Annotated in this window: 25 protein-coding genes; all 25 read right to left on the bottom strand. The window is 71.3% G+C overall.

Features of this window, described 5'->3' with window-relative positions; genetic code table 11:
- Nucleotides 1–69: 69 nt before the first annotated feature.
- Entirely contained in the window at nucleotides 70–798 is a 729-nt protein-coding gene (locus KA217_08305) for an RNA polymerase sigma factor FliA (GenBank protein MBP7712449.1), read from the bottom strand.
- Nucleotides 795–1,634, bottom strand: coding sequence for a MinD/ParA family protein (locus KA217_08300; GenBank protein MBP7712448.1), 840 nt, complete (start codon nucleotides 1,632–1,634; stop codon nucleotides 795–797). The genes KA217_08305 and KA217_08300 overlap by 4 nt, the downstream gene beginning before the upstream one ends.
- A gap of 34 nt (nucleotides 1,635–1,668) precedes the next feature.
- Nucleotides 1,669–2,877, bottom strand: a complete 1,209-nt coding sequence (gene flhF, locus KA217_08295) for a flagellar biosynthesis protein FlhF (GenBank protein ID MBP7712447.1) — start codon at nucleotides 2,875–2,877, stop codon at nucleotides 1,669–1,671.
- Nucleotides 2,878–2,931: 54 nt separating this feature from the next.
- Entirely contained in the window at nucleotides 2,932–5,013 is a 2,082-nt protein-coding gene (gene flhA / locus KA217_08290) for a flagellar biosynthesis protein FlhA (GenBank protein ID MBP7712446.1), read from the bottom strand.
- A complete protein-coding gene (flhB, locus tag KA217_08285) occupies nucleotides 5,010–6,164 on the bottom strand; it encodes a flagellar type III secretion system protein FlhB (protein ID MBP7712445.1) in 1,155 nt (384 codons plus the stop codon). The genes flhA and flhB overlap by 4 nt, the downstream gene beginning before the upstream one ends.
- Entirely contained in the window at nucleotides 6,165–6,938 is a 774-nt protein-coding gene (gene fliR, locus KA217_08280; GenBank protein MBP7712444.1) for a flagellar biosynthetic protein FliR, read from the bottom strand.
- Nucleotides 6,939–6,971: 33 nt separating this feature from the next.
- A complete protein-coding gene (gene fliQ / locus KA217_08275; protein ID MBP7712443.1) occupies nucleotides 6,972–7,241 on the bottom strand; it encodes a flagellar biosynthesis protein FliQ in 270 nt (89 codons plus the stop codon).
- 36 nt (nucleotides 7,242–7,277) lie between these two features.
- Nucleotides 7,278–8,111, bottom strand: coding sequence for a flagellar type III secretion system pore protein FliP (fliP, locus tag KA217_08270; protein ID MBP7712442.1), 834 nt, complete (start codon nucleotides 8,109–8,111; stop codon nucleotides 7,278–7,280).
- The gene (fliO, locus tag KA217_08265; GenBank protein MBP7712441.1) at nucleotides 8,038–8,493 is read right to left on the bottom strand and encodes a flagellar biosynthetic protein FliO; all 456 of its coding nucleotides are present in this window, start codon (nucleotides 8,491–8,493) and stop codon (nucleotides 8,038–8,040) included. Before fliO ends, fliP begins: the two co-directional genes overlap by 74 nt.
- Nucleotides 8,494–8,504: 11 nt before the next feature.
- Complete coding sequence (gene fliN / locus KA217_08260; GenBank protein ID MBP7712440.1) at nucleotides 8,505–8,942, bottom strand: flagellar motor switch protein FliN; 438 nt, start codon at nucleotides 8,940–8,942, stop codon at nucleotides 8,505–8,507.
- Nucleotides 8,935–9,954 (bottom strand): flagellar motor switch protein FliM, encoded by a 1,020-nt coding sequence (fliM, locus tag KA217_08255; protein MBP7712439.1) that lies wholly within the window; start codon nucleotides 9,952–9,954, stop codon nucleotides 8,935–8,937. Before fliM ends, fliN begins: the two co-directional genes overlap by 8 nt.
- A gap of 3 nt (nucleotides 9,955–9,957) precedes the next feature.
- Nucleotides 9,958–10,470, bottom strand: a complete 513-nt coding sequence (locus KA217_08250; protein ID MBP7712438.1) for a flagellar basal body-associated FliL family protein — start codon at nucleotides 10,468–10,470, stop codon at nucleotides 9,958–9,960.
- 200 nt (nucleotides 10,471–10,670) lie between these two features.
- Entirely contained in the window at nucleotides 10,671–11,894 is a 1,224-nt protein-coding gene (locus KA217_08245) for a flagellar hook-length control protein FliK (GenBank protein MBP7712437.1), read from the bottom strand.
- Between the two features lie 66 nt (nucleotides 11,895–11,960).
- Complete coding sequence (gene fliJ, locus KA217_08240) at nucleotides 11,961–12,398, bottom strand: flagellar export protein FliJ (protein ID MBP7712436.1); 438 nt, start codon at nucleotides 12,396–12,398, stop codon at nucleotides 11,961–11,963.
- Between the two features lie 7 nt (nucleotides 12,399–12,405).
- Nucleotides 12,406–13,827, bottom strand: a complete 1,422-nt coding sequence (fliI, locus tag KA217_08235; protein ID MBP7712435.1) for a flagellar protein export ATPase FliI — start codon at nucleotides 13,825–13,827, stop codon at nucleotides 12,406–12,408.
- Complete coding sequence (locus KA217_08230) at nucleotides 13,817–14,497, bottom strand: flagellar assembly protein FliH (protein MBP7712434.1); 681 nt, start codon at nucleotides 14,495–14,497, stop codon at nucleotides 13,817–13,819. Before KA217_08230 ends, fliI begins: the two co-directional genes overlap by 11 nt.
- Nucleotides 14,497–15,507, bottom strand: a complete 1,011-nt coding sequence (gene fliG / locus KA217_08225) for a flagellar motor switch protein FliG (protein MBP7712433.1) — start codon at nucleotides 15,505–15,507, stop codon at nucleotides 14,497–14,499. Before fliG ends, KA217_08230 begins: the two co-directional genes overlap by 1 nt.
- Nucleotides 15,500–17,266, bottom strand: coding sequence for a flagellar M-ring protein FliF (gene fliF / locus KA217_08220; GenBank protein MBP7712432.1), 1,767 nt, complete (start codon nucleotides 17,264–17,266; stop codon nucleotides 15,500–15,502). Before fliF ends, fliG begins: the two co-directional genes overlap by 8 nt.
- Nucleotides 17,267–17,299: 33 nt before the next feature.
- Nucleotides 17,300–17,632: a flagellar hook-basal body complex protein FliE gene (gene fliE, locus KA217_08215; protein MBP7712431.1), complete on the bottom strand. Its 333-nt coding sequence runs from the start codon at nucleotides 17,630–17,632 to the stop codon at nucleotides 17,300–17,302.
- Between the two features lie 11 nt (nucleotides 17,633–17,643).
- On the bottom strand, nucleotides 17,644–18,993 hold the full coding sequence (locus KA217_08210; GenBank protein MBP7712430.1) for a sigma-54-dependent Fis family transcriptional regulator: 1,350 nt from the start codon (nucleotides 18,991–18,993) through the stop codon (nucleotides 17,644–17,646).
- On the bottom strand, nucleotides 18,990–20,027 hold the full coding sequence (locus KA217_08205) for a PAS domain-containing protein (protein MBP7712429.1): 1,038 nt from the start codon (nucleotides 20,025–20,027) through the stop codon (nucleotides 18,990–18,992). The genes KA217_08210 and KA217_08205 overlap by 4 nt, the downstream gene beginning before the upstream one ends.
- 212 nt (nucleotides 20,028–20,239) lie before the next feature.
- Nucleotides 20,240–21,658, bottom strand: a complete 1,419-nt coding sequence (locus tag KA217_08200; protein MBP7712428.1) for a sigma-54-dependent Fis family transcriptional regulator — start codon at nucleotides 21,656–21,658, stop codon at nucleotides 20,240–20,242.
- A 103-nt stretch (nucleotides 21,659–21,761) separates the two neighbouring features.
- A complete protein-coding gene (locus tag KA217_08195) occupies nucleotides 21,762–22,334 on the bottom strand; it encodes a PilZ domain-containing protein (GenBank protein MBP7712427.1) in 573 nt (190 codons plus the stop codon).
- 6 nt (nucleotides 22,335–22,340) lie between these two features.
- The gene (locus tag KA217_08190; GenBank protein ID MBP7712426.1) at nucleotides 22,341–22,652 is read right to left on the bottom strand and encodes a flagellar protein FliT; all 312 of its coding nucleotides are present in this window, start codon (nucleotides 22,650–22,652) and stop codon (nucleotides 22,341–22,343) included.
- Nucleotides 22,653–22,689: 37 nt separating this feature from the next.
- Nucleotides 22,690–23,124 carry a flagellar export chaperone FliS gene (fliS, locus tag KA217_08185; GenBank protein MBP7712425.1) on the bottom strand — a complete coding sequence of 145 codons (435 nt, stop codon included), beginning with the start codon at nucleotides 23,122–23,124 and terminating at the stop codon, nucleotides 22,690–22,692.
- Nucleotides 23,125–23,153 lie beyond the last annotated feature (29 nt).

Raw genomic sequence — 23,153 nt, 5'->3', positions numbered from 1 at the left:
CGATGCAGTCGAAGGTCTTTGCGATCTTCTCCGTGTCCACCGCGGCCTCCTGGCACCCTGGCGCGCAGGTCAGTCGTTGCGCCAATCGGCCATCCGCGACTTCAGCCGCATCATGGCCTGTCCGTGGATCTGGCACACCCGCGACTCGCTCACCCCGAGAACCGCACCGATCTCGCGCAAGTTCAGTTCCTCGTCGTAGTAGAGCGACATCACCAGTCGCTCGCGCTCGGGGAGCGTGCCCACCGCGTCCGCCAGGGCCTCACGGAACTTCTCCATCTCGATCGATTCGAGCGGGCCCTTGATCGGGCCGGAGAGCCCCTCCGACACGGAGTCCTCCCCTACGGGGAGGTCCTCCAGACTGAACACCTTGTGACCCGAAGCGTCCTGGAGGATCTGGTGATAGTCCTCGAGGGAAATCCCGAGGCGCTCGGCCACCTCGACGTCGCGCGCGTCGCGCCCCGCCGAGCTCTCGATGTTCCGGATCGCCTCCGAGACCTGCCGCACCTTGCGGTGCAGGGAGCGCGGGGTCCAGTCGCTCTTGCGGATTTCGTCGAGCATCGCGCCGCGGATGCGGATGCCCGCGTAGGTCTCGAAGCTCGCTCCCTGACTGGCGTCGTAGTTCCGGGATGCTTCGATGAGACCGATCATCCCCGCCTGGATCAGGTCGTCGGCCTGCACACTCGGGGGCAGGCGCGTCATCAGGTGGTACGCGATGCGCTTCACCAGCGGCGCGTATCGCATGACGACCTCGTCCTGGGTCCCGACCTGCGTCTCGACGTACATCGCCAGCCCGTTCATGGGTATGCCTCCGCTCCCCTCTGCCCGGCCTGGATGAGCCGCTCTACGAAGAACTCCAGGTGTCCGCGTGCGCGGTCCGGCACGGGCCATTTATCGGTATGAGTCGCCAGTTTCTTGAACGCGAGCGCGGCGCTGCTCGTCGGGTAGGCCTCCAGCACCGCCGACTGCCGCTGCACGGCCTTGCGCACGTGCTCGTCGTAAGGGACCACCCCCATCAGGTCCATGGACACGTCCAGGAAGCGGTCGCAAACCCTGGACAGCTTGCGGAACATCGCCTCTCCCTCGCGCTCGCTGCGCGTCATGTTCGGCAGGATGTGGAACCGCTGCTGCCCGTAGTCCCGATGCAGCAGCTTGATGAGGGCGTACGCGTCGGTGATCGAGGTCGGCTCGTCGCAGACCACGACCACGATCTCCTGGGCCGCGAGCGCGAAGAGCACCACGCTGTCGGACACGCCGGCGGCGGTGTCGACCACCATCACGTCCAGGTCGAAGGAGAGCTGCCCGAAGGCGTGAATGAGCCCCGCGTGCTGCTGCGGGGTCAGGCTCGCCATGCGCTGGAGCCCGGAGGCCGCGGGCACGATCTTGATGTCCGAGGGCCCGGTGACGATCGCTTCCTCGAGCGAGCAGCGCCCGTCGATCACGTGCGCCAGATTCGGGCCCGTCGGCAGACCGAGCAGGACATCGATGTTGGCGAGCCCCAGGTCGGCGTCCATCAGCATCACCGACTTGCCGGCCTGGGCCAGGGCAATGGCGAGATTCACCGAGACGTTGGTCTTGCCGACGCCACCCTTACCGCTGGTGACGGCGATGACCTGCACGGGCCGCATTTGACGCATGCGCCGCAGCCCGCTCGCCTGGCTGGCGAAGGCGTTAGAGCTGGCCGGCTGCACCGAGCGCACCGAAAGTGAGTTCAAGGGATTCATCGTCGCAGGTCTGTCCCTGGCGTTGGACTGCGCTCACCGCTCTGGTCAGGAGGTGGTGGGCTCGCGCCGGGCGCAGGTCCTCCGGCACCCGCTGCCCGTCACTCACGTACGCCACCCGCAATTGCTGCTCCACCACGACCGACAGCACGCCGCCCAACCCGGTCGCCTCGTCGAGCTTGGTGACGATGCAGCCTTCGAGGGGCGCGCCCCGAAACGCCGTGACCACTTCCTCCAGGGCAGAGCGCTGGGCCGTCGCCGACAGCACGAGGTAGGCGCGCACCATGGGGGAACCGCCCTGCAGCAGCGCGAGCTGCTCCGAGAGGCGGATGTCACGCTGGCTCATCCCGGCGGTGTCGATGAGCACCAGTCGCCGACCTGCCAGGTCGTCGATCGCGGAGCGCAGCTCCTCCTTCGCGCCCACGACTCGCACCGGCATGCCCATCAGTCGGGCGTAGGTGCGCAGCTGCTCGACCGCGCCGACGCGCAGACTGTCCGTGGTCAGCAGAGCCACCTGCTCGGCCCCATGGCGCATCGCGAAGCGCGCGGCGATCTTGGCCACAGTGGTGGTCTTGCCCACCCCGGTCGACCCGAGGAGCGCCACGACCCCACCGTTGTCCAGCAGGTCGCCGTCGCCGACCGGCAGCCACTGCGCAAGCAGGCCCATCGCCTGGCGCCAGGCGGTCTCCACGTCGGTCGCGGCCGGAACCTGGGCCACCAGTTCCCGCACCAGCCGTGGGTGGATCTCGAGCTCCGCGAGGCGCCGGATCAGGGCGGCCCGCTGGGGCTGGCGGCGGCCCAACTCGCCCCACGCCAACCCCGAGAGCTGCCGCTCGAGGAGGCCGCGGATGGAGCGCACCTCCTCGCGCAAGGCACTCACGAGAGGCTCCCCCCCGACCGCGCCCGCATCCGACGACGCCTGGACCGTCCGGGCGCCGGGCGCCCGGCCCTCCGCCGCCCCGGCACGGGGACGCGGGGGAACGGGAGGGAGATCGACACTGGCCCGCGCCTCGGCCTCGTCATAATCGATGGCGGCCACCACCTCGACGCCACCGTCGACCTTGCGGGTCGAGAGGATCACCGCGTCCGGTCCCTGGGCGTCGCGGACGGTCCGCAGCGCCTGGCGCATGTCGGTCGCGACGTAGCGCTTGATCTTCACTGCAGGCACCCCTCGGTCTTTCGCGGCCGGTCCGTGTTCACGAGCCGCCGCGCATCAATCTGCCCCGCCCACCGTCGCCACGATGCGGACCTCTTTGTCGTCCGGCACCTCGTTCCAGGCCAGCACCCGCAGCGTGGGGGTCACTTGCCGGGCGAATCGTGAGAGGAAGCTGCGCAGGGCCTGGGACACCAGCAGCACCGCCGGGCGGTTCACCGCCTCCTGGCGCTGCGCGGACTGGCGGATCCCTCGCTGCAGGGATTCCGCGAGACCCGGCTCCAGACCCAATCCCCCCTCGTTCCCGGCCTGCGCAGACTGAAGCAACAACTGTTCCAACTTTGGAGAGAGCGTGATGACCTGAAGGTCTTTTTCCAACCCATTGATATTCTGAACAATCATGGAGGCCAGGGCTTCGCGCACCGCGGCGGTCAGAACGGCAGGCTCTTGACTCCTCGACGCCTGGGCCGCCAGCGTTTCGGCAATCGTGCGCAGATCGCGCAGTGGCACCTGCTCCGCCAGCAGGCCCTGCAGCACCCGCACGACGGTTCCGAGGGGCAGCTGCTTCGGGACGAGGTCTTCCACCAACTTGGGCGCCGTCTTGGCCAGGCGGTTGAGGAGCTGCTGGACCTCGTCGTAGCCGAGCAGCTCGCTCGCGTGGTCCTGCAGGACCTGGTTCAGGTGGGTGGCGATGACCGTCGCCGAATCCACCACGGTGTAGCCGAAGGTCTGTGCCTGGTCGCGCTGGTCCGGCGTGATCCAGACCGCCTCCAGCCCGAACACGGGGTCGCGTCCGGCCGTCCCCTCGAGCCGACCGAACACCTGCCCCGGGTTGATCGCGAGGTCCCGGTCCGGGAACACCTCCGCCCGGCCCACCACCACCCCGTGCAGCGTGATCCGGTAGGCGGCTGGCGCAAGGTCCAGGTTGTCGCGGATGTGTACCGACGGAACCAGGAAGCCGAGGTCCTGGGAGAGCTTCTTGCGCACCCCCTTGATCCGGCCCATGAGCTGGCCGCCCTGGGCCTTGTCCACGAGCGGGATGAGGCGGTACCCGATCTCGAGCCCGACCGGGTCGACGGGGGTCACGTCCTCCCAGCCGAGCTCGACCGGAGCGGGCTCGGGCACCGCGGCGAGCGACGCGCTCTTCTCCCGCGCCTCCCGCCGCCGGCGCTGCAGCAGCCACGCCGCCCCCCCCGCGAGCGCGGCGAGGGAGAGAAAGGCGAGATTCGGCATGCCGGGCACGAGCCCCATGGCGCCCACCACGCCCGCAGTCACCGCGAGGCTCTTCGGGCGGTCGAAGAGCTGCGCGAGGATCTGCTGCCCCATGTCCTGGCTGGAGGAGACCCGCGTCACCATGATGGCGGCCGCGGTCGACAGCACCAGGGCAGGGAGCTGCGCGACCAGACCGTCACCGATGGTGAGCAGCGAATACACCCGGCCGGCCTCCGAGAAGGCCATGCCGTGCTGCAGCGTGCCGACGGCGATCCCGCCGATGAGGTTGATCAGCAGCACCAGGATGCCCGCCACTGCGTCCCCGCGCACGAACTTCCCGGCACCGTCCATCGCCCCGTAGAAGTCCGCCTCCTGGGAGACCTCCGCCCGCCGCTGGCGCGCCTCGTCCTGGGTGATGAGACCCGCGCTCAGGTCGGCGTCGATTGCCATCTGCTTGCCGGGCATCGCGTCCAGGGTGAAGCGCGCGCTCACCTCGGAGACGCGCGACGCGCCCTTCGTGACGACGACGAAGTTGATGATGATCAGGATGACGAAGACGACCAGTCCGACCGCGTAGTCCCCGCCGATCACGAAGTTTCCGAAGGACTCGATCACGTGCCCCGCCGCCGCGGGACCCTGGTGTCCGTTCAGCAGGACCACGCGTGTCGAGGCGATGTTCAGGGAGAGCCGGAGCAGGGTCGCCAGCAACAGCACGGTCGGAAACGCCGCGAGCTCGAGGGGGCTTCGGACGTACACCGTACCGAGCAGCACTACCAGGCCGAGCGCGATGTTGAAGGTGAAGAGGACGTCGAGCAGCAGTGGCGGCAGCGGGACGACCACCATCGCCAGCATGAGGAGCATCAGGACCGCGGCCCCGAGCCCGTTGCGGGAGGCCTCCCGCAGGCTTCCCAGCACAAGCGTCGCGTTCATTCGCTGATCTCCTCGCCGCGCACGGCGTGCCCGTCGGGCACCGGCAGGTCAGTCGGCGGGACCGGGGCGACCCCTCCCTCCCGCCGCTGCCGGCGCAGGGCATAGACGTAGGCAAGCACCTGGGCGACGGCCTGGTAGAGACCCGCGGGGATCTCCTGGCCGAGTCGCGTCCCGTGGTAGAGGGCGCGCGCGAGCGGAGGCGCGCTGAGCAGGGGCACACCGTGCTCGGCGGCGAGCTCGCGGATGCGCTGGGCGACCAGGTCCGCACCCTTGGCGACCACGCGGGGCGCGGCCATGCTCTCGGGGCGATAGCGCAACGCGACAGCGAAGTGCGTGGGGTTCGTCACCACGACGTCCGCCCGCGGCACTTCCTGCATCATCCGGCGCCGCGCCACCTCTCGCTGCAGCATCCTCTGCCGCGACTTGACCTCGGGCTTGCCCTCGGTTTCCTTCAACTCCTCCCGGAGGTCCTGGCGGTTCATGCGCAGCTGCTGGTGGTGGCGCCAGTACTGGTAGGGAACGTCGAGCGCGGCGATGGACACGAGCGCGCCGCACAGGACGAGGAACGAATTCAGCAGCAGCGAGGCCGCACCGCTCAGCGCCGGCGCGAGCCCCTGCGTGCCGAGCGACAGGATCGAGCCCATGTCCCGCCAGAGCAGCAACCCGGCGGTCAGGGCGAGCACGGTGAACTTGGCGAGGGCCTTGGCGAGCTCCGCGAGGCCGTTCAGGCTGAACACCCGGGCAAGCCCCTTCACCGGGTTCAGACGCTCGGGCTTCAGGGCGAGGGCCTCGGTCGAGAACGTCCACCCCCCGAGGGCGAGGGGCGCCAGAACGGCCACCACCAGCAGGGCAGCGAGCAGGGGCAGGAGCAGGAACAGGGCGTCGGCGGCGGTGGCGGCCAGGGTCGAAAGAAGGTCGCTGCCCCCCCCGGCCAGCACCTCCCGGCTGGGAGTGAGCCCCCGGCGGACGATCTCCACCAGGCCCGAGAGGGTCGCCGGGCCGAGCGCCATCAGGCCGGCGGCGGCGGTGAGCAGCAGGCCCAGGTTCGCGAGCTCACGGGAGCGGGCAACCTGTCCCTGCTCGCGTGCCCGCTGCAGCCTTCGTTCGGTCGGCTGTTCGGTGCGTTCCTGGCCGTCTTCGTGCTCGGCCACCTAGCCTCCCCCGCCCACCAGTTCGAGGGCCCAAGACAGGACCTCCGTCGTGGTGGCCTCCACCTGGGACAGGACCCCGGGCAGCGAAAGCAGGATGACCACGAAGCCCATGATCAGGGTGATGGGGAAGCCGACCGCGAACAGGTTCAGCTGCGGCGCCGTCCGGGTCATGACGCCGAAGGCGAGGTTCACGAGCAGCATCGCGGTGACCGACGGCAGCGCGATGAGGGCCCCGGCCCCGAGCACCCACCCGGCACGCATCGCCAGCTCCCGGAACGCGCCCGGGTCGACGCTCGCCCCGAGGGGGAGCACCTCGAAGCTGCGGGCGAGCACCTGCACCAGCAGGAGATGCCCGTCGAGCGTCACGAACACGAGAGAGGTCAGGATGAGATAGAGCTGGCTCACCGCCGGCACCTGCGCACCGCTCGCGGGGTCCACCATGGCCGCAAAGCCGAGGCCCATCGTCTGGCTGACGAGCTGCCCCGCGAGGTCGAACACCAGCAGCATGAGGTGGGCCGCGAATCCCATCAGGAGTCCCACGACCACCTGCTCCACACCGAGGAGCAACCCCGCCAGCGAGAACGGGGAGGCGGCCGGGGCCTCCACCAGGGGGGTGAGGACCAGGGCCAGCGCGAAGGCAAGCGCAAGCCGGACGCGCCGGTTCACGTAGCTTGCTCCGAGGAGCGGGGCCGACGTCAGCAAGGCCGCCACCCGCAGGAACGGCCAGAGCCAGGTCGCCAGGAGCAGCGAGACGGTGTCGGCGGGCAGGGTCATGGGGCTCGGGCAGTGGGCTGGCCGCGCCGCTCCCTACCCGATGAGGGAGGGAATGGCCTCCATCACGCGGCGGGTGTAGTCGGTCACCAGGGTGATCATCCAGGGGCCCGCAAGCACCATGACAAGTACTGTTATCAATAACTTAGGGATGAAGCTTAATGTCATTTCGTTGATTTGGGTGGCCGCCTGGAACAGGCTCACCAGGACACCCACGACCAGCGACGGCACCAGCAGCACCAGCACCAGGAGGATGACCAGCTCCAGGGCCCCGCGACCCATGCTGAGAACGGCGTCAGCACCCATGGACAGCCTCCCTCCGCACGCCCGCAGACTCCCCCTTCAGGGTCCGTAGAAGCTCGAGGCCAGCGTTCCCACGACCAGCGCCCAGCCGTCCACCAGCACGAACAGCAGGAGCTTGAAGGGGAACGAGATGACCAGCGGCGAGAGCATCATCATGCCCATCGACATGAGCACGCTCGCCACCACCAGGTCGATCACCAGGAACGGCAGGAACATCAGGAACCCGATCTGGAACGCGGTCTTCAGCTCGCTCGTCACGAAGGCCGGCATCAGGACCCGGAACGGGACCTGTTCCGCGGACTCGATGGCCTCGGCCCCGGCGAGCTCGGCGAAGAGAGCGAGGTCGGTCTCCCGCGTCTGGCTCAGCATGAAGCGGCGAACCGGCGACTCGGCCCGCTGCAGCGCTTCGGTGAAGTTGACCTTGTTCTCCAGGTACGGGCTCAGGGCCTCGTCCCGCACCCGGTCTATGACCGGCATCATCACGAAGAGCGTGAGGAACAGGGCGAGACCGAGGAGGATCTGGTTCGACGGCGTGGTCGTCGTGCCGAGGGCCTGGCGCAGGATCGCCAGCACCACCACGATGCGGGTGAACGACGTCATCATGATGAGCGCCGCGGGCAGCACGCTCAGGACCGTCATGAGGAGCAGGAGCTGCAGACTGAGCGACCAGGTCTGCTGACCGTCGCCCGAGGTCGTCACGGCGAGGGCCGGGATGGCAGGCTCCGCCGCCCCCGCGGGGAACGGCAACGCTGCGAGGAGAAGGAGGCCCAGCAGGACCGGCGCCAGGGCTGCGGGGCCCCTATTCACGGCGCTCCCCCACCTCACGGCGCTCCCCCATCGCCGGGCGCCCGAGGAACCGGGCCAGCTGAGCATGGAAACCCGGCGCCGCCCCCGGCGAAGGCAGCGTCACCGGTTCGTCGAGGACGTGCAGGGTCTGCACGCGCCCGGGCGCGACGCCGACCAGGATCTGCTCGCCGCCCACTTGCAGCAGCACCACTCGCTCGCGTGCCCCCAGCGAGGTCGAGCCGAGGACCTGCACGAGCCCCTCGGCCCCCGCACCCACCCGGAAGAGGTGGCGCAGGGCCCAGGCGAGGACGGCGATGGTCGCCAGCACGGCCAGCAGGCCGAGGAGCACGGAGAGCACGTGGCCCGTGTCCAGTACCGGCGGGGGGACGGCGGAGGTCGCCGCGCCCGCCCAGGCTGCGCGCCCCGACAGGCCAAGCCCCAACACGGTGATGATTGCCCGCACGGCGATCCCCTGGCGCGTCAGCGCAGCTTCTGCACGCGCTCGTGCGCGCTCACGACGTCCGTCAGGCGGATGCCGAACTTCTCGTTCACCACCACCACCTCCCCGTGGGCAATGAGCGTGCCGTTGACGAGCACGTCAAGGGGCTCGCCGGCCAGGCGGTCCAGCTCGACGACGGAGCCCTGGTTGAGCTGCAGCAGGTGACGGATGTTGATCCGGGTCCTGCCGATCTCCATGGAGAGGCTCACGGGGATGTCGAGGATCGCGTCGAGGCTCACCTCCCGTGGGGGCACCGCCGGGTCCGCGCGAAGGTCCTCCAGCGGGGCGCGCGCGACGCTCGCCTCCCGCGCCGCACGTGGTTTCGGGGAGGGGCCCGGCGCGGCGTCCGCCTGCCGCCCGATGGACTCGGCCCACTCCGCGGCCATGAGCTCTTCCCGGGATTTCGTCTGTTCACTCATCGATGGCCACCCTGTCCAAGTCACTCGTTGCCGGTCGGGCATGCCGCGCGGGCTGCTCGACCTTGAGCGCCAGCTTTCCGCGCGAGGTGCCGAATTTCGCCCAGAAGACGGGCACTTCGCCGACCCGCGCCACCAGCCGCGGCGGGATCTCCACCGGGATGACGTCACCCGGCTGCATCTCGAGCAGCTCGCGCAACGTGAGGCTCGCCTCGGTCAGCGTCACTCCGATCTCCACGTTGGCCGACTCCAGCTCCTCGCGCAGGGTCCGGGTCCAGCGCTCGTCGCGCTCGGAACGGTCGCTCTGCACCCCGGCGTCGAGGAGGTCGCGGATCGGCTCCACCATGGAGTACGGCAGCGTGAGGTGCAGGTCTCCTCCGCCTCCGTCCAGTTCCACGTGCAGCACCGTGGTGACGACCACTTCGCTCGGACTGACGATGTTCGCGAAGTGCGGATTGACCTCGGACCCGACGTACTCGAGGCTGATGTCGAGGACGGGCGCCCAGGCCTCGCGCAGGTCGTGGAACATGCGCTCGAGGACCAGCTGGACGACCCGCATCTCGGTGGCGGTGAACTCCCGCCCCTCGATCTTTGACTGGAAGCGTCCGCTCCCGCCGAAGAAGTTCTCCACCACGATGTAGACGAGCTTCGGATCCAGCACGAACAGCGAGGTCCCGCGCAGCGGCCGGAGCTTTACCAGATTCATGTTCGCCGGCACGAAAAGCGAGTGCACGTACTCGCTGAACTTCATCATCTGCACCGTGCCGACCGTGACCTCCGGCAGACGGCGTAGCAGGTTGAACAGGCTGATCCGGAACAGGCGCCCGAAGCGCTCGTTGATCATCTCCAGGGTCGGGAGCCGGCCCCGGACGATGCGGTCCTGGCTGGTGAAATCGTAAGGCCGCACCGCCGCCCCGGCGGGAACGCCGGGGCCCTCAGTCTCGACCTCGCCCTGGTCGACGCCGTGCAGCAGCGCGTCGATCTCGTCCTGGGACAGGATGTCGGTGGCGGGCATGGGCTACTGCATCACGAAGCTGGTGAAGAACACCTGCTCGACGTCGGCCGTTCCGGTCTCGCCCTCGAGCACCTTCTTCACCGTGGCGAGGGCCTCGGCACGCAGCCTCTCCTTGCCCTCCATCGACGCCAGGTCCTTGGCGTCCTTGCTGCTGAAGAGAATGACCAGGTCGTTGCGGATGATCGGCAGGTGGCGCTTCAGGGCCGCCTCGACCGCAGGGTCCCGCGTCAACACCTCGACGGTGGCCTGAAAGTAGCGTGTGGGGCCGTGCCCCTGCAGATTGACGGTGAAGGGCGGGTCCAGGGAGACGTACACCGCCTCGCGTCGGACCGGCTTCGCCCCCTGGGAGGACGCCGCGCCGGCTTGCCACTGGCCGGGCAGCCAACCGGTGAAGTAGAGCACCGCCGCTCCCACGCCCAGGAAGAGCAGGACCGCGCCAGCGCCGAGCAGGACGACCTTGCGCCGTCCACCCGCCGGTGCCGCCGGGGCTGCGAGTTGGATCTCCTTGTCCGCCATGCCGAGCTCTCCGCGCCGAAGGTCACTGGCGGAACAGCAAACGGCATGCCATCAAGAGACTGGTTCTTAAATCAATGAGTTACAACGATGTTCCCGAGACCTTCGCGGATTCTTGACGCCCTCGGGGCGCCACGCACCCCGGGGCGCGATGGAAATCCCGCACCGGGTGCGCCGCAGGGAGCCGGCGCACCCGGTCGAGGTCACGCGTAGGCGTCCACCAGGCCCCGCTGTCGGTGCGGACTCACGGTCCCGAGGGCCGCTAGGGCCTCCCGTGACCCACCCCGCGAGGCCGCTGCCTGCCCCGCGGCGGCCCCGGACCCTGCCTCGGGCGGCCGCCGGTGCCCGGCGCCGTGTCCGGAGACGTCCACCTGCAGCAACTGCACTCCGCTGCCGCCGAGCATGTCCCGCAGCTTCGGCAGCGCCGCCTCCAGGGCCTCCCGGACCTGGGGGTGCGAGGCGGTGAAGGTGATGCGGGCCTCGTCGTCGACCATCGAGATCCGGACCTCGAGCGGTCCGAGCTCGGGCGGGTTGAGCCGCAGGTCCGCCTGCTTCACCTCGCCCTCCACCATCCACGCCACACGGTCGGAGAGCGCTGGCGCCCACCCGGGGCTCCCCACCCGCGGGGAAAGCGCGGGGGCGCCGGTCCCTTCGGCGGACAGCGCCTGGGGGGCGGCAGCGTGGCGCTGACGGGAGGTGGAGAGCAGGGCGAGGTTCCCGGGGTCGGGGTCCCCATCTGCCGCGCCGGATTCGGCGAGCTCCGCGGGCTCGGGCCCGGCCACGGGGGCGAGGGACACCGGGTCCTGGACGGCGCCCTCCGCAGCCCCGCTCGCCACCGCGCCCTGCAGGGGAGCGGGGAACGCCGGGCCTCGCGACGTCCGGTGCGCCGGGTGCTCCCGTGGCGCCACGGAAGCGGGTTCCAGGTCCCCGGGGGCCAGGGCATCGCGGGGCGGGGCGGCAGGCACCGGACCGCCCGGTCCTGGCCCGGCGCCCGCCGGGGGCCCGAGGGCCACAAGGGGCAAGGCCGTCGCGGCTGGCGCTGCGGGCCCGGCGTCTTCGCTCCCGGCCTCGGCGCCCAGCTCGGGCTCGACGGGCTCCGCAGCCACCCCCCCGGGCGGCAACGCCGGGGGCAACGCAGGCAGCGGGGCCAGCAGGGACGTTGCCGCAACCGGCAAACCGTTGCCGTCCGGCAGCTCTTCCGTCGCCCCCTGGGCAGGAGGCGACGCCCCCGGGGTCAGCGCTGGCGCGCCGCCGGCCGGCGGTGGCCCGAGCGCCTCCGCGAAGACGGAGGCAAACGGCAGCCCCGCGGCGCTCTCCGCGGCGGGCGCGCCCTCCCCCGCCAGTCCCGGGGCGGGGAGAGGGCCGTCCGTCCGGACGGCCTCGAAGGCGGGAAGCGGAGCGGTCAGGTTGGCGACAATGGCCTGCATCGGTCTGGCTCCAGGAGGTCCGGGGTGTGTAAAGCAACCCTCGGGCCAGGTCGGGGTCGAGGGGGGTCAGCGGGCCCGGGGGACCTGTGCGGCGCGCTCATCGCTTTCGCGCTGCTCGCTCCTCAGGCGGTTCCGGTCTTCCTCGCTGCGCGCCCGGGTGAGCACCTCGTCGAGCACGCGGAAGCGCGAACGCGCGGCGAGCCATTCCTCTCGGCGCTGGTCGAATCGCCCCCGGGTCAGGGCGATCAGCGACTCCAGTTGGCGCACGCCCTCGTCCACCTGGTTGATGAATACGAGAAATCGCTTGATATGATTCGCAGAACTACCTGACTTTCCTATCTTCTGAAGGCGTTCCACATACTCGGCCCGATACGCCTTGAGCTCGCCCAGACGCGCCTCGTAGTGGACGAGCTCCTCCCGGCTCGCCTGCAGCGAGCGGGCTGCGCCCTGCTGGCGCTGGTCGGCGAGGCGGGCGAAGGGCTCCAGCCGGGTCGAGCGGTTCACTCGTCAGTCACCCGCGGCGAGCCGGGGGTGCGGCCCGTTGCACCGCACCCGCCCCCGGACGCTCCGGGGCGCCCGCGGCCTCGCCGGACCTCACCGTCGCGCGCAGGCCCTGCAGGCTGTCCGCGATCACGTCCCGTTCCCCGATGTCCTGGCGCAGGAAGCCCATCAGGCGTGGGTACATCTGAATCGCGTGGTCCACCTGCGGGTCGCTGCCCGCCGCGTACGCACCCACGCTGATCAGGTCCTCGTGCCGGCGGTACACCGAGTACACCTGCCGAAAGCGCCGCGCGTCCTGCAAGTGGCGCGGGTCGCAGATGTCCGCCATCGCCCGGCTGATGGACCGCTCCAGGTCGATGGCCGGGTAGTGGCCCGCCTCGGCCAGCGTGCGCGAGAGGACGACGTGACCGTCGAGGATGGCGCGCGCCGAGTCGGCGATGGGGTCGTGCTGCTCGTCCACCTCGGTCAGCACCGTGTAGAAGGCCGTGATGGAGCCGCCCCCCGACTCCCCGTTGCCCGCCCGCTCCACCAGTTGCGGCAGACGGGTGAAGACTGAGGGTGGGTAGCCCCGGGTTGCGGGTGGCTCGCCGATCGCGAGGCCGATCTCGCGCAGGGCCTGGGCGTAGCGGGTGAGCGAGTCCATCAGGAGCAGGACGTGCCGGCCCTGGTCGCGGAAGTACTCGGCGACCGAGGTCGCCAGCGCGGCGCCGTGCAGGCGCATGAGTGGGGGGTCGTCGGCCGGGGAGGCCACGACCACCGCACGCGCCATCCCCTCCTCGCCCAGGATGCCCTCGATGAACTCCTTCACCTCGCGTCCGCGCTCGCCGATGAGACCGACCACGACCACGTCGGCTTCGGTGAACCGCGTCATCATCCCGAGCAGCCGGCTCTTGCCGACGCCGCTGCCCGCGAACAACCCCATGCGCTGCCCCCGTCCCACCGTGAGCAGGGCGTTGATGGCCCGCACGCCCACGTCGAGAGGCTGGTCGATGCGATGCCGGGACAGGGGGTTGACGGCGCGCCCCGCGAGCGGGACCCGCCGCGCCACCGCAACCGGTCCCTTGCCGTCCAGCGGCACGCCGGTGCCCGAGAGCACGCGCCCGAGCACCGCGTCGCTGAGCCCCACGTCGCCCCCGCGCCCGACCGGGGTGACGCGCGCGTTCGGGGCGAGCCCACGGATGTCGCCGATGGGCATCAGGAAGAGCCGGTCCGCCCCGAACCCCACCACCTCGGATTCCACGACACTGCCCCCGGGGCCGGCGACCCGGCAGCGGTCGCCGATGGCCGCCTGGCACCCCACGGCCTCCAGGGTGAGCCCCACCATCCGCGTGAGCATCCCCTGGACCACGAGCGGCGGCGGGCTCTCCGCCCGCTGCCCGCAGGACGCGAGGCGCGAGGCCCAGAGCCGCTGACGGTCGAGATCAGGAGACACGTTCGCCCTCGCGCTCTTCGCCGAGCACCCGCGCCACCACGGCGGCGAGTCGCTGTTCCACGCTGGCGTCCACGAGGGAGACGTCGGTGGAGACTCGGCAGCCACCCCGGGTGAGCATGGGGTCCTCCACGATCTGCCAGCGGCTCTCCTCGCCGTCCCCCACCCGCATCCGCTCGCGCAGCAGCGCCGCGTCGGCCGGGTTCAGGTGCACCCGGACGCTTCGGGCCGCCACCGGCAGGACCGAGACCGCCTCCCGGACCACCGCGATGACCTGCCCGGGGTCGGTGCGCAGCTCCCGGCGGAGCACGTGGCGGGCGACGCTCGTGGTGAGGGCGAGCAGAGAGTCCTCCACCTCCCGGTCGAGGGCCTCGAGGGGGCGCGCCAGCAGGTCCAGGATCGACTGGATGTGCGCCAGACGCGCCGCCGCCTCCGCCTCCCCCGCCTCCCGTCCGTCCCGGTAGCCCGCCTCCTCACCCGCCTGCCGGCCCTGCTCGAACCCGTCCCGGTAGGCCTCGGCGTGCAGGGCCTCGAGTTGGGCCGCGGTCAGCGGGCGCGCGAGCTCGTCCTCTCCCCGGCCCTGCCGGCCCTCCTCGACGCCGATCACGGGGAGCTCCCACTGGTCGAAGCGGCGCAGCTCCGCCGCCGTGATGAGCTTGCGCGGGGCGGCCATCACACCATCTCCTCACCACCCTTCCCGAGAACGATCTGGCCCTCGTCGGACATGCGCCGGGCGACGCTCAGGATCTCCCGCTGCGCCACCTCGACCTCGCTCACCCGCACCGGCCCCTTGGCGTCGAGGTCGTCGCGCAGCATCTCGGAGGCGCGTTTGGACATGTTCCTGAAGAACCTCTCCTTGACCTCCTCGTCGGCGCCCTTCAGCGCGAGCAGCAGGGTCTCCGAGGAGATCTCCCGCAGCAGCGCCTGGATGCTCTGGTCGTCGATCTCGATCAGGTCCTCGAACACGAACATCAGGTCCTGGATCTGCTGCGCGAGCGTGCCATCGGCGTCGCGCATCCGGTCCATGACCTCGGTCTCCGAGCTGCCGTCCATGAAGTTCAGGATGTTGGCGGCCGTGCGCACACCCCCGACGGCGGAGGCCTTCACGGTGGCACTGCCCGAGAACTGCTTCTCCAGCACGAGATTGAGCTCCTGCAGGGCCGCGGGCTGGACGGTGTCCAGCGTGGCGATGCGCAGCAGGAGGTCCGAGCGCGTGCGCTCGGGGAGGTGCGCGAGCACCTCGGCCGCGTGGTCGCTCTCCAGGTAGGCGAGCACGATGGCCACGATCTGGGGGTGCTCGTTGCGGATCATGTCGGCGATCGAGCGCGGGTCCATCCACTTCAGGGTCTCGAGGCCCTGGGTGGCGTCGCCGAGCACGATCCGGTCCATCAGGCCCCTCGCCTTGTCCTCGCCGAGGGCCTTCACCAGGGCGGTGCGCATGTAGCTCTCGGCGTCGATGCCGAGGGCGGTGTGCTTGCCCACCGCGTCGAGGAAGCGGTCGACCACCCCGTTGACCTGGTCCTGGGAGACGTTGCGGATCGAGGACATGGAGGCACCGAGCTTCTGCACCTCCCGGGGGCCCATGTGCTGCAGCACCGAGGCTGCCCCTTCCTCGCCGAGCATCAGGAGCAGGACGGCCGCCCGCTCCACGCCCTTCAGCGCACCTTCGCCCGCGTCACTCATTCTCGCCGATCCAGTTCCGCACGACCTGGGCCACCCGCTTGGGGTCCTGGGTCACCAGGGAGCGCAGGCTGTCCACCTGCTGCAACTGACGGTCACGGGCGACGCCCCCGCCAGGCCGCGACGCCCCGGACTGCGCATCCGACAGGCTCAGCCGGTCCTCGGCGAGTCCGCCACCGGACACCCGGTCGGCCTGCCCCCGCGGTCCCGCCAGACCGGGCGGCGCGGCGAGCAACGGGGCCTGGCTCGCCAGCCGGCGCATGGTGGGGCGCAACACCCCGAGCACCAGCAGGAGCACGATGCCGGCGGCGAGCAGCTGCTTACCGAGATCCCAGACCCAGGACTGCTCCCAAACGGTGGGCTCCTCGAAGGCCTCGCCCCCCACGCCGGTGGTGAAGGGGACGTTGACGACGTTGACGCTGTCGCCCCGCGCCGTGCTGAATCCGATGGCCTCGCGCACGAGGCCCGAGAACCGCTCCAGCTCCTCGGGCTTCAGGGAGCGGCGCACCGCCTCCCCGTCCTCCCCGACGGAGCGCAGGTCGTCCAGGACCACCGCCACCGAGAGGCGCTTCAGGGTCGTGGTGGGCAGGGTCGTGTGGCTGACGGTACGGTCGACCTCGAAATTGCGCGTGTACCGGCGGCTCAGGACGTTGCCCTGGGCTCCGCTCCCGGCCGGCAGGCCAGCCGCGCCGGCGGGTCCCTGACCCTGGGCCCGCGCCTCGCCCGCTCCCTGCGCGCGCACCGCAGGGGCCGCCTGCTCCGGGGCCGACCCCGCCCCCGGCGGGGTATTGCTCAGCGCGCCCGGCACGCCGGAGGCGAGACCCGCCGCCCCCGCGCGCGTGTCCTCGGCCACCTGCTCGCTGCGCAGGGCAGTCAGCTCGGGGCTGAAGCTCTCCCGGGTCTGCTCGGTGCGCGTGAAATCGACCTCGGCGACCACCTGGGCGCGCACGCCGTCCGGACCCAGGATCGGGGAGAGGATGTCCTCGATGCGCCTGATGTAGTAGCTCTCCAGCCGACGGCTGAAATCGAACTCCTGCTGCGAGTGCAGCGCCTCCCGGGAGGGGTCGGACGCCGTCAGCAGACGCCCCTTCTGGTCCACGACCCGGACGTCCCCGACGTCCATCCCCGGGACACTGGCCGCCACCAGGTTCGCGATGGCCGCCACCTGGGGCTGCTCCAGGCTGCGGCCCGCGTAGAGGTGCACGAGCACCGAGGCGCTGACGCGCTTGCGCTCGCGCACGAACGCAGAGGCCTTGGGCAGGGCCAGGTGCACCCTTGCCTTCTCGACGCCCTGGATGGTCGCCACCGACCGGGCGAGCTCGACCTCGAGGGCCCGCTGGTAGCGGGCCTGCTCCATGAACTGGCTGGTGCCCATCTCGGGCTCGCGCTGCAGCAACTCGAAGCCGAGCTCCGCGCTGTGGGGCAACCCCTCCCCGGCGAGCGCCATGCGCGCCCGCTGCACGTCCGCCCCCGGCACGAGGACCGCCCCGCTCTGGGCGTCGAGCCGATGGGGGATCCGGGCCCGCTCGAGCCCTGCCACCACCTCCGTCGCCTCTTTGGGCGCGAGGTTTCCGTAGAGCACGCTGTACCCGGGCGAGCGCGACCACTGCACCACCCAGATCCCGAGTGCCACGCTGAGGGCCAGTCCCGCCATGACCCCCGCCTGTTTCAGGACCGGCATCTCGCTCAGCGCCTGCAGGGCCGCCATGGGCCCCGATCGCCGCGCCAGGAGTTGCTGTCCGCCCTCTGCCGTCACCGCCATGTCCGCTCAGCCCCCTGCCCTTTCGCGCTGCCGCTAGATGGGCATGTTCATGATGTCCTGGTAGGCCGCGAGCAGCTTGTTGCGGACCTGCAGGGTCGCCTGGAACGCAAGCCCGGCCTTTTCCCGGGCCACCGAGACCTCGGCCAGGCTCACTTTCGGGTCGCCGAGCTCGAAGGACTCCGCGAGCCCGTCGGCGCGCTGCTGAAGCCCGTTCACCGCCGCGAGCGACTCGCTCAGCACCCGGCCGAAATCGGCGCCCTGGGCCGGGCGTCCCCAGTCCGCGCCCTGCGCGGGGCGGGCTTCGTTCGCGAGCGCCCGCATCTGCGCGAGCAGCGCCTGCAGGTCCGGTGCACCGGAGACTCTCATCGCCATCCTCCTCAGGAAACGCCCGCTTCGCGCATGCGCTGGAGCTTGTGGCGCAGCGTGCGGGGGCTGATACCGAGCCGGGCCGCGGCGAGCGCGCGGTTGCCCCGCTCCTCTGCGAGCGCGGTCAGGATCCGCTCGCGCTCCTGGCGCCGGAGGGCGTCGCCAAGCCCCACCGCCGGCGCCTCCTCCCCGGGCTCGGGCGCCGCGGGGGGGCGACTCTCGGGCAGTCGAGCGCTCTCGAAGGCCAGGTCCGCTGCGCTGATGCGCCCGCCCTGGGACAGGATGAGCGCGCGCTGCAGGAGGTTGCCGAGCTCGCGTACGTTCCCCGGCCAGCGGTGCGCCTGCAGGCCCTCCCGGGCCGTGGGGTCGAGCGCCGGCGCCACCTGCCCGGCCGCCGCCGACATCCGGGCGAGCAGGTGCTCGGCCAGCGGGACGATGTCGCGCGGGCGATCGCGCAGGGCCGGCAGGTGCAACGGGAACACGTTCAACCGGTAATAGAGGTCCTCGCGGAACCGGCCCGCCGCCACCTCGCCCCGGAGGTCCCGGTTGGAGGTCGCGAGCACGCGGACGTCGAGCGCAACCGTGCCCTGGCCGCCGAGCCTCTCGACCTCACGCTCCTGCAGGACGCGCAGCAGCTTGGCCTGCAGCGGCAGGCTCATCTCGGAGACCTCGTCGAGGAGCAGCGTACCGCCCTGGGCCTGCTCGAACTTCCCCGGCGAGGCTCGGTAGGCCCCCGTGAAGGCGCCCTTCTCGTAGCCGAAGAGCACCGCCTCGAGCATGTTGTCCGGGATCGCGGCGCAATTGATGGCGACGAAGGGACCGGCGGCCCGGCGCGACTGGCGGTGAACGAAGCGCGCCAGCACCTCCTTGCCCGTCCCGCTCTCCCCGGTGAGCAGCACCGTCGCCTCGCTCTCCGCGACCCGCGCCGCCAACGCGAGGAGGGCGCGGCTCGCGGGGTCCTCGGCCACGACCTCGGCGTCCGCTCCGGTGACCGCCCGCAGGTACTGGGCGACCTTGGCGATGAGGACCTCGGCCTCGAAGGGTTTCACGAGATAGTCGACGGCGCCTTCGCGCATCGCCTCCACGGCCTGCTGGACGGTGCCGTACGCCGTCATCAGCAGGACCGGCAGCTCGGGGTGCGCGGCACGCAGGCGCCGCAGGAGCGTGAGCCCGTCCATGGGGCGCATCTGCACGTCGCTCACCACGAGCCCCGCGGAGGCGCGCTCGAGGAGCCGCAGGGCCTCCTCCCCGTCGGCCGCCGCCTGCACCCGGTAGCCGGAGAGCGCGAGGGTGTCCACGAGTGCCTCGCGCAGCGGCGCGTCGTCCTCGACCACCAGCACTTCCCAGACGTCCCGGGTCACGGCTTGGCTCCCGTCGCCGTGTGCCCGGGGGCCGGCTCGGGCTGCACCCACAGGGGCAGGTCGATCCGGAAGTGGGCCCCGGGCGCCGGGCTGTCGACCAGCGCCACTCGCCCCCCGTGGGCCTCGGCCACCGCGCGGGCCACGGCGAGCCCGAGGCCGCTCCCGCCCGGGCGCGTGGTGAAGAAGGGCCGGAAGAGGCTTTCCCGGAGCTCCGCCGGCACGCCCGGACCGTCGTCGACGACGTCGATGGTGAGCAGCCCTGGCCCTGGCGACGCCACCGAGAGGAGCACGTTGCGGGCGCCCACCTCCCAGGCGTTGTCGATCAGGTTTCCGATGGCCCCGGCGAGGGCCTGTCCGCTGCCCCACAGCCGCGTGTCGGGCGAGGGGACCCGGCATTCCAGGCGCACCCCGCGGGCCTCCATGCGGGGGCCGAGGGGCTGGCGCACCTGCTCCACCAGCTGCCCGACCGACAGGCCCTCCATCTCGAAGCGGCCCTGGCGGGCAAACAGCAACATGTCCCGCACCAGCCCCTCGAGCTGGCGCAGGACGTCCGCCAACTTGCCGGAGTAGCGTGCCGCGTCCACACCGGGCCGGGCCAGGGCCCCCGCGTAGAGCAGAGCCGAGGCGAGGGGCGTGCGCACCTGGTGGGCCAGCGCGGCCGCCATCTCGCCGAGCGCCGAGAGCCGCTCCAGTTGCGCAACCCGCGTCTGCAGGGCGCGGACCTCGGTCACGTCCTGTATCAGCAGCAGCTGACCCGGCGGGTCCCGCAGCGACGTGGTGTCGATGTGCACCCGCCGGCCGTTCACGAGCGAGAGGTCCGGCCCGTCGTCGGGGCGCGGCCGGAAGACCCGCGCCGCAACCTCCCGCCAGCGCTGGCCCCGGGCGTCCTCCCCCATCAGGGCACGGGCCGCGGGGTTGCAGACCTCGACCAGACCCTGCGCGTTCAGCACGACCACGCCGGCCGGCAGGGCTTCGAGGGTCTGGTTTGCCCGTCCGGCCCCGGGTCTCGCCGCCAGGGCGGCGGCGTGCGCCAATGGCGTCGCGTTACGGCCCGCGCGGGGGCCCTGGGTCGGGGAACGATTCTGGACTGCAGCGGTCGCGGCGGGCATCGGGCCTCTTCCGGGTCTCGCCGGCGGCCCCAAGGCACGCCTGGCTCGCCTCGAAGAAGCAAAGGCTGTGCCGGATAGCGATGCCCTGCGAGATCAGGTCCTTACGAACGACTGCTCGCTCCTTCGCGCCGGCGGCGTCAGAACTCCGTCGCGCCCTCGGGCCGGTGGATGTCGTACTTGCGCATCTTCTCCACCAGCGTCGTGCGGCCCATCTTGAGCCGCTTCGCCGCCTGGGCCACCACCCCGTCGGCCTCGTCCAGGGCCTGCCGGATGAGGACGTACTCCAGCTGGTTCAGATAGTCCTTCAGGTCCAGGCCCTCGCGCGGCAGGCGCTGGGTCGACGCGGCCGGGCCGGAGACCTCGAGGTCCGCGTCCCTCGGGAGGTCCTGCAACGAGTCGTCCATCCGGTATTTCCCGGGCAGGTCCTGGACGTCGACGACACCGTTCGGGTAGAGGATCACGAGACGCTCCACGAGGTTCGCGAGCTCCCGCACGTTGCCGGGCCAGGGGTAGGCGGTGAGGGTGCGGACCACCTGGGGCGTGAGCCGGACCGAGCCCCGCTTCTCGTGCTCGAGCCGCGAGACGAGATCGTTGATGAGGAGCGGCAGGTCCTCTCCCCGCTCGCGCAGGGGCGGCATCTCGATGGGGAAGACGTTCAGGCGGTAGAACAGGTCCTCGCGGAAGCGCCCCGCGCCGATCGCCTCCTCCAGGTTGGCGTGGGTCGCAGCCACGATGCGGACGTTGGCGGTGATGCTCTTGTTGCTCCCCACCCGCTCGAACACGCGCTCCTGCAACACCCGCAGGAGCTTGACCTGCATCGCGAGGGGCATGTCGCCGATCTCGTCGAGGAACAGGGTGCCGGCCTCGGCCATCTCGAACCGCCCGCGGCGGGCGCTGATGGCCCCGGTGAACGCCCCCTTCTCGTGTCCGAAGAGCTCACTCTCCAGGAGCTCGGAGGGGATCGCCCCGCAGTTGAGGGGCACGAAGGGCTTGTAGCGGCGCGAGGACTGGTAGTGGATGTTGCGCGCCACCACCTCCTTGCCGGTGCCGGACTCGCCGAGGATCAGGACGGTCGCGTCGGTGTCCGCCACCTGCTCGATCATCCGCCGCACCCGCCGCACCGCCGCGCTGGTGCCCACCAGGCTGCGGAAGAGCTCCAGGGAACGGGTGTTGCCGCTCGCGTAGCGGTTCTCGAGGTACACGTCCACCTGCTGCAGGGCGTGCTGGAGGGCCTGCAGGCGCAGCGGCAGGGTCACCCGCGCGAGGACCCCCTCGGCCAGCTCCCGACTCGTCTCGCCCCGGGACTCGGGCGAGACGACCAGCACCACCGGGATGAAGCTGTCCGCGGACTTGACGGAGCGGAAGCTCTCGGCGAGCTCGCGCTCGCTCGGGGCCGGCCCCAGCAGGGCGATGTCCGCGCGGCCCTCGCCGCTCAGGTGCTCACCGCCCTCGGCGACCGAGCCGACCGGCAGCACCTCGTACTCGAGGAATTCCAGGACGTCCTGCAGGTAGCGACGGCGCTCCGCGTCCGCGTCCACCACCAGCACGCGCTTCATGACCGGCCCTCGGCAGCTTGAGCAGAACGTGAGGCAAGCGCGCTAACCGCGCGTCCCCACGATATTTATTTCTGCAACAGTAAAGCCGCCCGGAGGGGAAATGTCAAAATTTTGGCGGAGAGGCCCGGCGTTGTTCGGCAACGCGACGCCGGTGCCAACGGAAGACCAGCTTCTCCATGGCGTTGAGGACGGAGGGCGGGATCTCGAGGAACGTGGCGCGAACGACCGCCAGGCCCTGGCGGAGCTCACCCACGCTCTCGACCCGCGCCGGCAGCGTCACGGCGTCCGGAATCGACGGATTGAGGTAAAGGTCGATGGCGAGGGCGTCGCCCACCGCCGGGGGTTGGGGGTCGCGCCACTCGACCCAGCCTCCACCCAGGCGGACCGCCCGGGCCGCGGGTCGCGGCCGCTGGGCCGCCAGCAGCTCGCCGACCATCGCCAGCAGGAGGTTCAGACGCGCCTCCAGGCGCAGGATGTCCTGGGCGCGGGGCGGGGCTTCATCCGGGGACTCTGCCGCGAGCGCCTCGCCGACGGTCAGCACGGCATTGAGGCGCGTCAGCGCCGCGTCGTAGAGGTGGGAGAGCTCGGCCCCCGAGACCACCGGGGAGAGCCGCCAGCCGACGGGGAGCCAGTCCTCCCAGCAGAGCTCGGCGCCCACCGCGGGGCCCTCGGCCATGCCGGGTCAGCGCCCCCCCGCCGCGTAGGCGACCTGGGCCCGGCGGCCGACCCGCAGCTGGCTGAGCGCCTCGGCGAGGCTCACGCGGCCCTGTTCGCCGAGGGCCACCACCTGCCGGTCGAGGGCCAGGATGCTGTGGGCAATCTCGGCGAAGAGCGGCGCGTCCGGCCCCGTGACCAGGCCCGCGAAGGCCGCCGCGATGTGCGCCCGCCGCTCGGCCTCGAGCTCCACCAGGTGGTCCCAGTCCCCGGCGTGGGCCGCCTCCAGCATGGCGCTGGTCAGCCCCAGGGCGTCCTCCAGGTCTCGAAGGTTGCTCATGGCTCCTCGTCCCCTGCGAATCGCTCCCGCGGAGAGTCTAGCCCCGCGCGGGGGACGGGAATGTGACAGGCGCCCCGCTTCCCGCGCGCGACCCGATCGAGTCCCAGGCCCCCTTGACCTCCGACAGCAGGCGGTGAACCTCCTCCAGCGCCCCGCGGTCGCTCTTCGCGTTCGCCTCGAGGAGGCGGCGAGCCATGTACTCGTACAACCGGTCCAGGTTGCCCGCGACGTCCCCGCCCCGGTCGGTGTCGAGGCTCGACTGCAGCCCGCCGATGATGGAGATCGCGAGCCCGATGCTCCGGCCCTTCTCCGCCACGTCGCCCCGGTCCAGATGACCGATGGCGGCCGCGATCCGGGCCAGCGCCCCTTCGAGGAGCATCTGGATCAGGCGGTGGGGGCTCGCGTCCTCCACGCCGGAGCGAACGCCCACGCTGCTGTATTGCCGGAGCGCGTTGCGGAGCATCGCGTTCATGTTCTGTCGGTTCTCCCGGTGGCGAGGCC

The organism is Gammaproteobacteria bacterium (genome assembly GCA_017999615.1).
Taxonomy (GTDB): Bacteria; Pseudomonadota; Gammaproteobacteria; order JAABTG01; family JAABTG01; genus JAGNLM01.
Note: the sequence above shows the minus strand (reverse complement) of the source record. Positions and strands in the feature narration are given on the sequence as shown.

Coding starts and splice junctions, on each gene's coding strand:
- KA217_08305 (MBP7712449.1), bottom strand. CDS start 798: ATGAACGGGCTGGCGATGTACGTCGAGACGCAGGTCGGGACCCAGGAC.
- KA217_08300 (MBP7712448.1), bottom strand. CDS start 1,634: ATGCGTCAAATGCGGCCCGTGCAGGTCATCGCCGTCACCAGCGGTAAG.
- flhA (MBP7712446.1), bottom strand. CDS start 5,013: ATGAACGCGACGCTTGTGCTGGGAAGCCTGCGGGAGGCCTCCCGCAAC.
- fliR (MBP7712444.1), bottom strand. CDS start 6,938: ATGACCCTGCCCGCCGACACCGTCTCGCTGCTCCTGGCGACCTGGCTC.
- fliQ (MBP7712443.1), bottom strand. CDS start 7,241: ATGGGTGCTGACGCCGTTCTCAGCATGGGTCGCGGGGCCCTGGAGCTG.
- fliP (MBP7712442.1), bottom strand. CDS start 8,111: ATGCTCAGCTGGCCCGGTTCCTCGGGCGCCCGGCGATGGGGGAGCGCC.
- fliN (MBP7712440.1), bottom strand. CDS start 8,942: ATGAGTGAACAGACGAAATCCCGGGAAGAGCTCATGGCCGCGGAGTGG.
- fliM (MBP7712439.1), bottom strand. CDS start 9,954: ATGCCCGCCACCGACATCCTGTCCCAGGACGAGATCGACGCGCTGCTG.
- KA217_08250 (MBP7712438.1), bottom strand. CDS start 10,470: ATGGCGGACAAGGAGATCCAACTCGCAGCCCCGGCGGCACCGGCGGGT.
- KA217_08245 (MBP7712437.1), bottom strand. CDS start 11,894: ATGCAGGCCATTGTCGCCAACCTGACCGCTCCGCTTCCCGCCTTCGAG.
- KA217_08230 (MBP7712434.1), bottom strand. CDS start 14,497: ATGGCCGCCCCGCGCAAGCTCATCACGGCGGCGGAGCTGCGCCGCTTC.
- fliG (MBP7712433.1), bottom strand. CDS start 15,507: ATGAGTGACGCGGGCGAAGGTGCGCTGAAGGGCGTGGAGCGGGCGGCC.
- fliF (MBP7712432.1), bottom strand. CDS start 17,266: ATGGCGGTGACGGCAGAGGGCGGACAGCAACTCCTGGCGCGGCGATCG.
- fliE (MBP7712431.1), bottom strand. CDS start 17,632: ATGAGAGTCTCCGGTGCACCGGACCTGCAGGCGCTGCTCGCGCAGATG.
- KA217_08200 (MBP7712428.1), bottom strand. CDS start 21,658: ATGAAGCGCGTGCTGGTGGTGGACGCGGACGCGGAGCGCCGTCGCTAC.
- KA217_08195 (MBP7712427.1), bottom strand. CDS start 22,334: ATGGCCGAGGGCCCCGCGGTGGGCGCCGAGCTCTGCTGGGAGGACTGG.
- KA217_08190 (MBP7712426.1), bottom strand. CDS start 22,652: ATGAGCAACCTTCGAGACCTGGAGGACGCCCTGGGGCTGACCAGCGCC.
- fliS (MBP7712425.1), bottom strand. CDS start 23,124: ATGAACGCGATGCTCCGCAACGCGCTCCGGCAATACAGCAGCGTGGGC.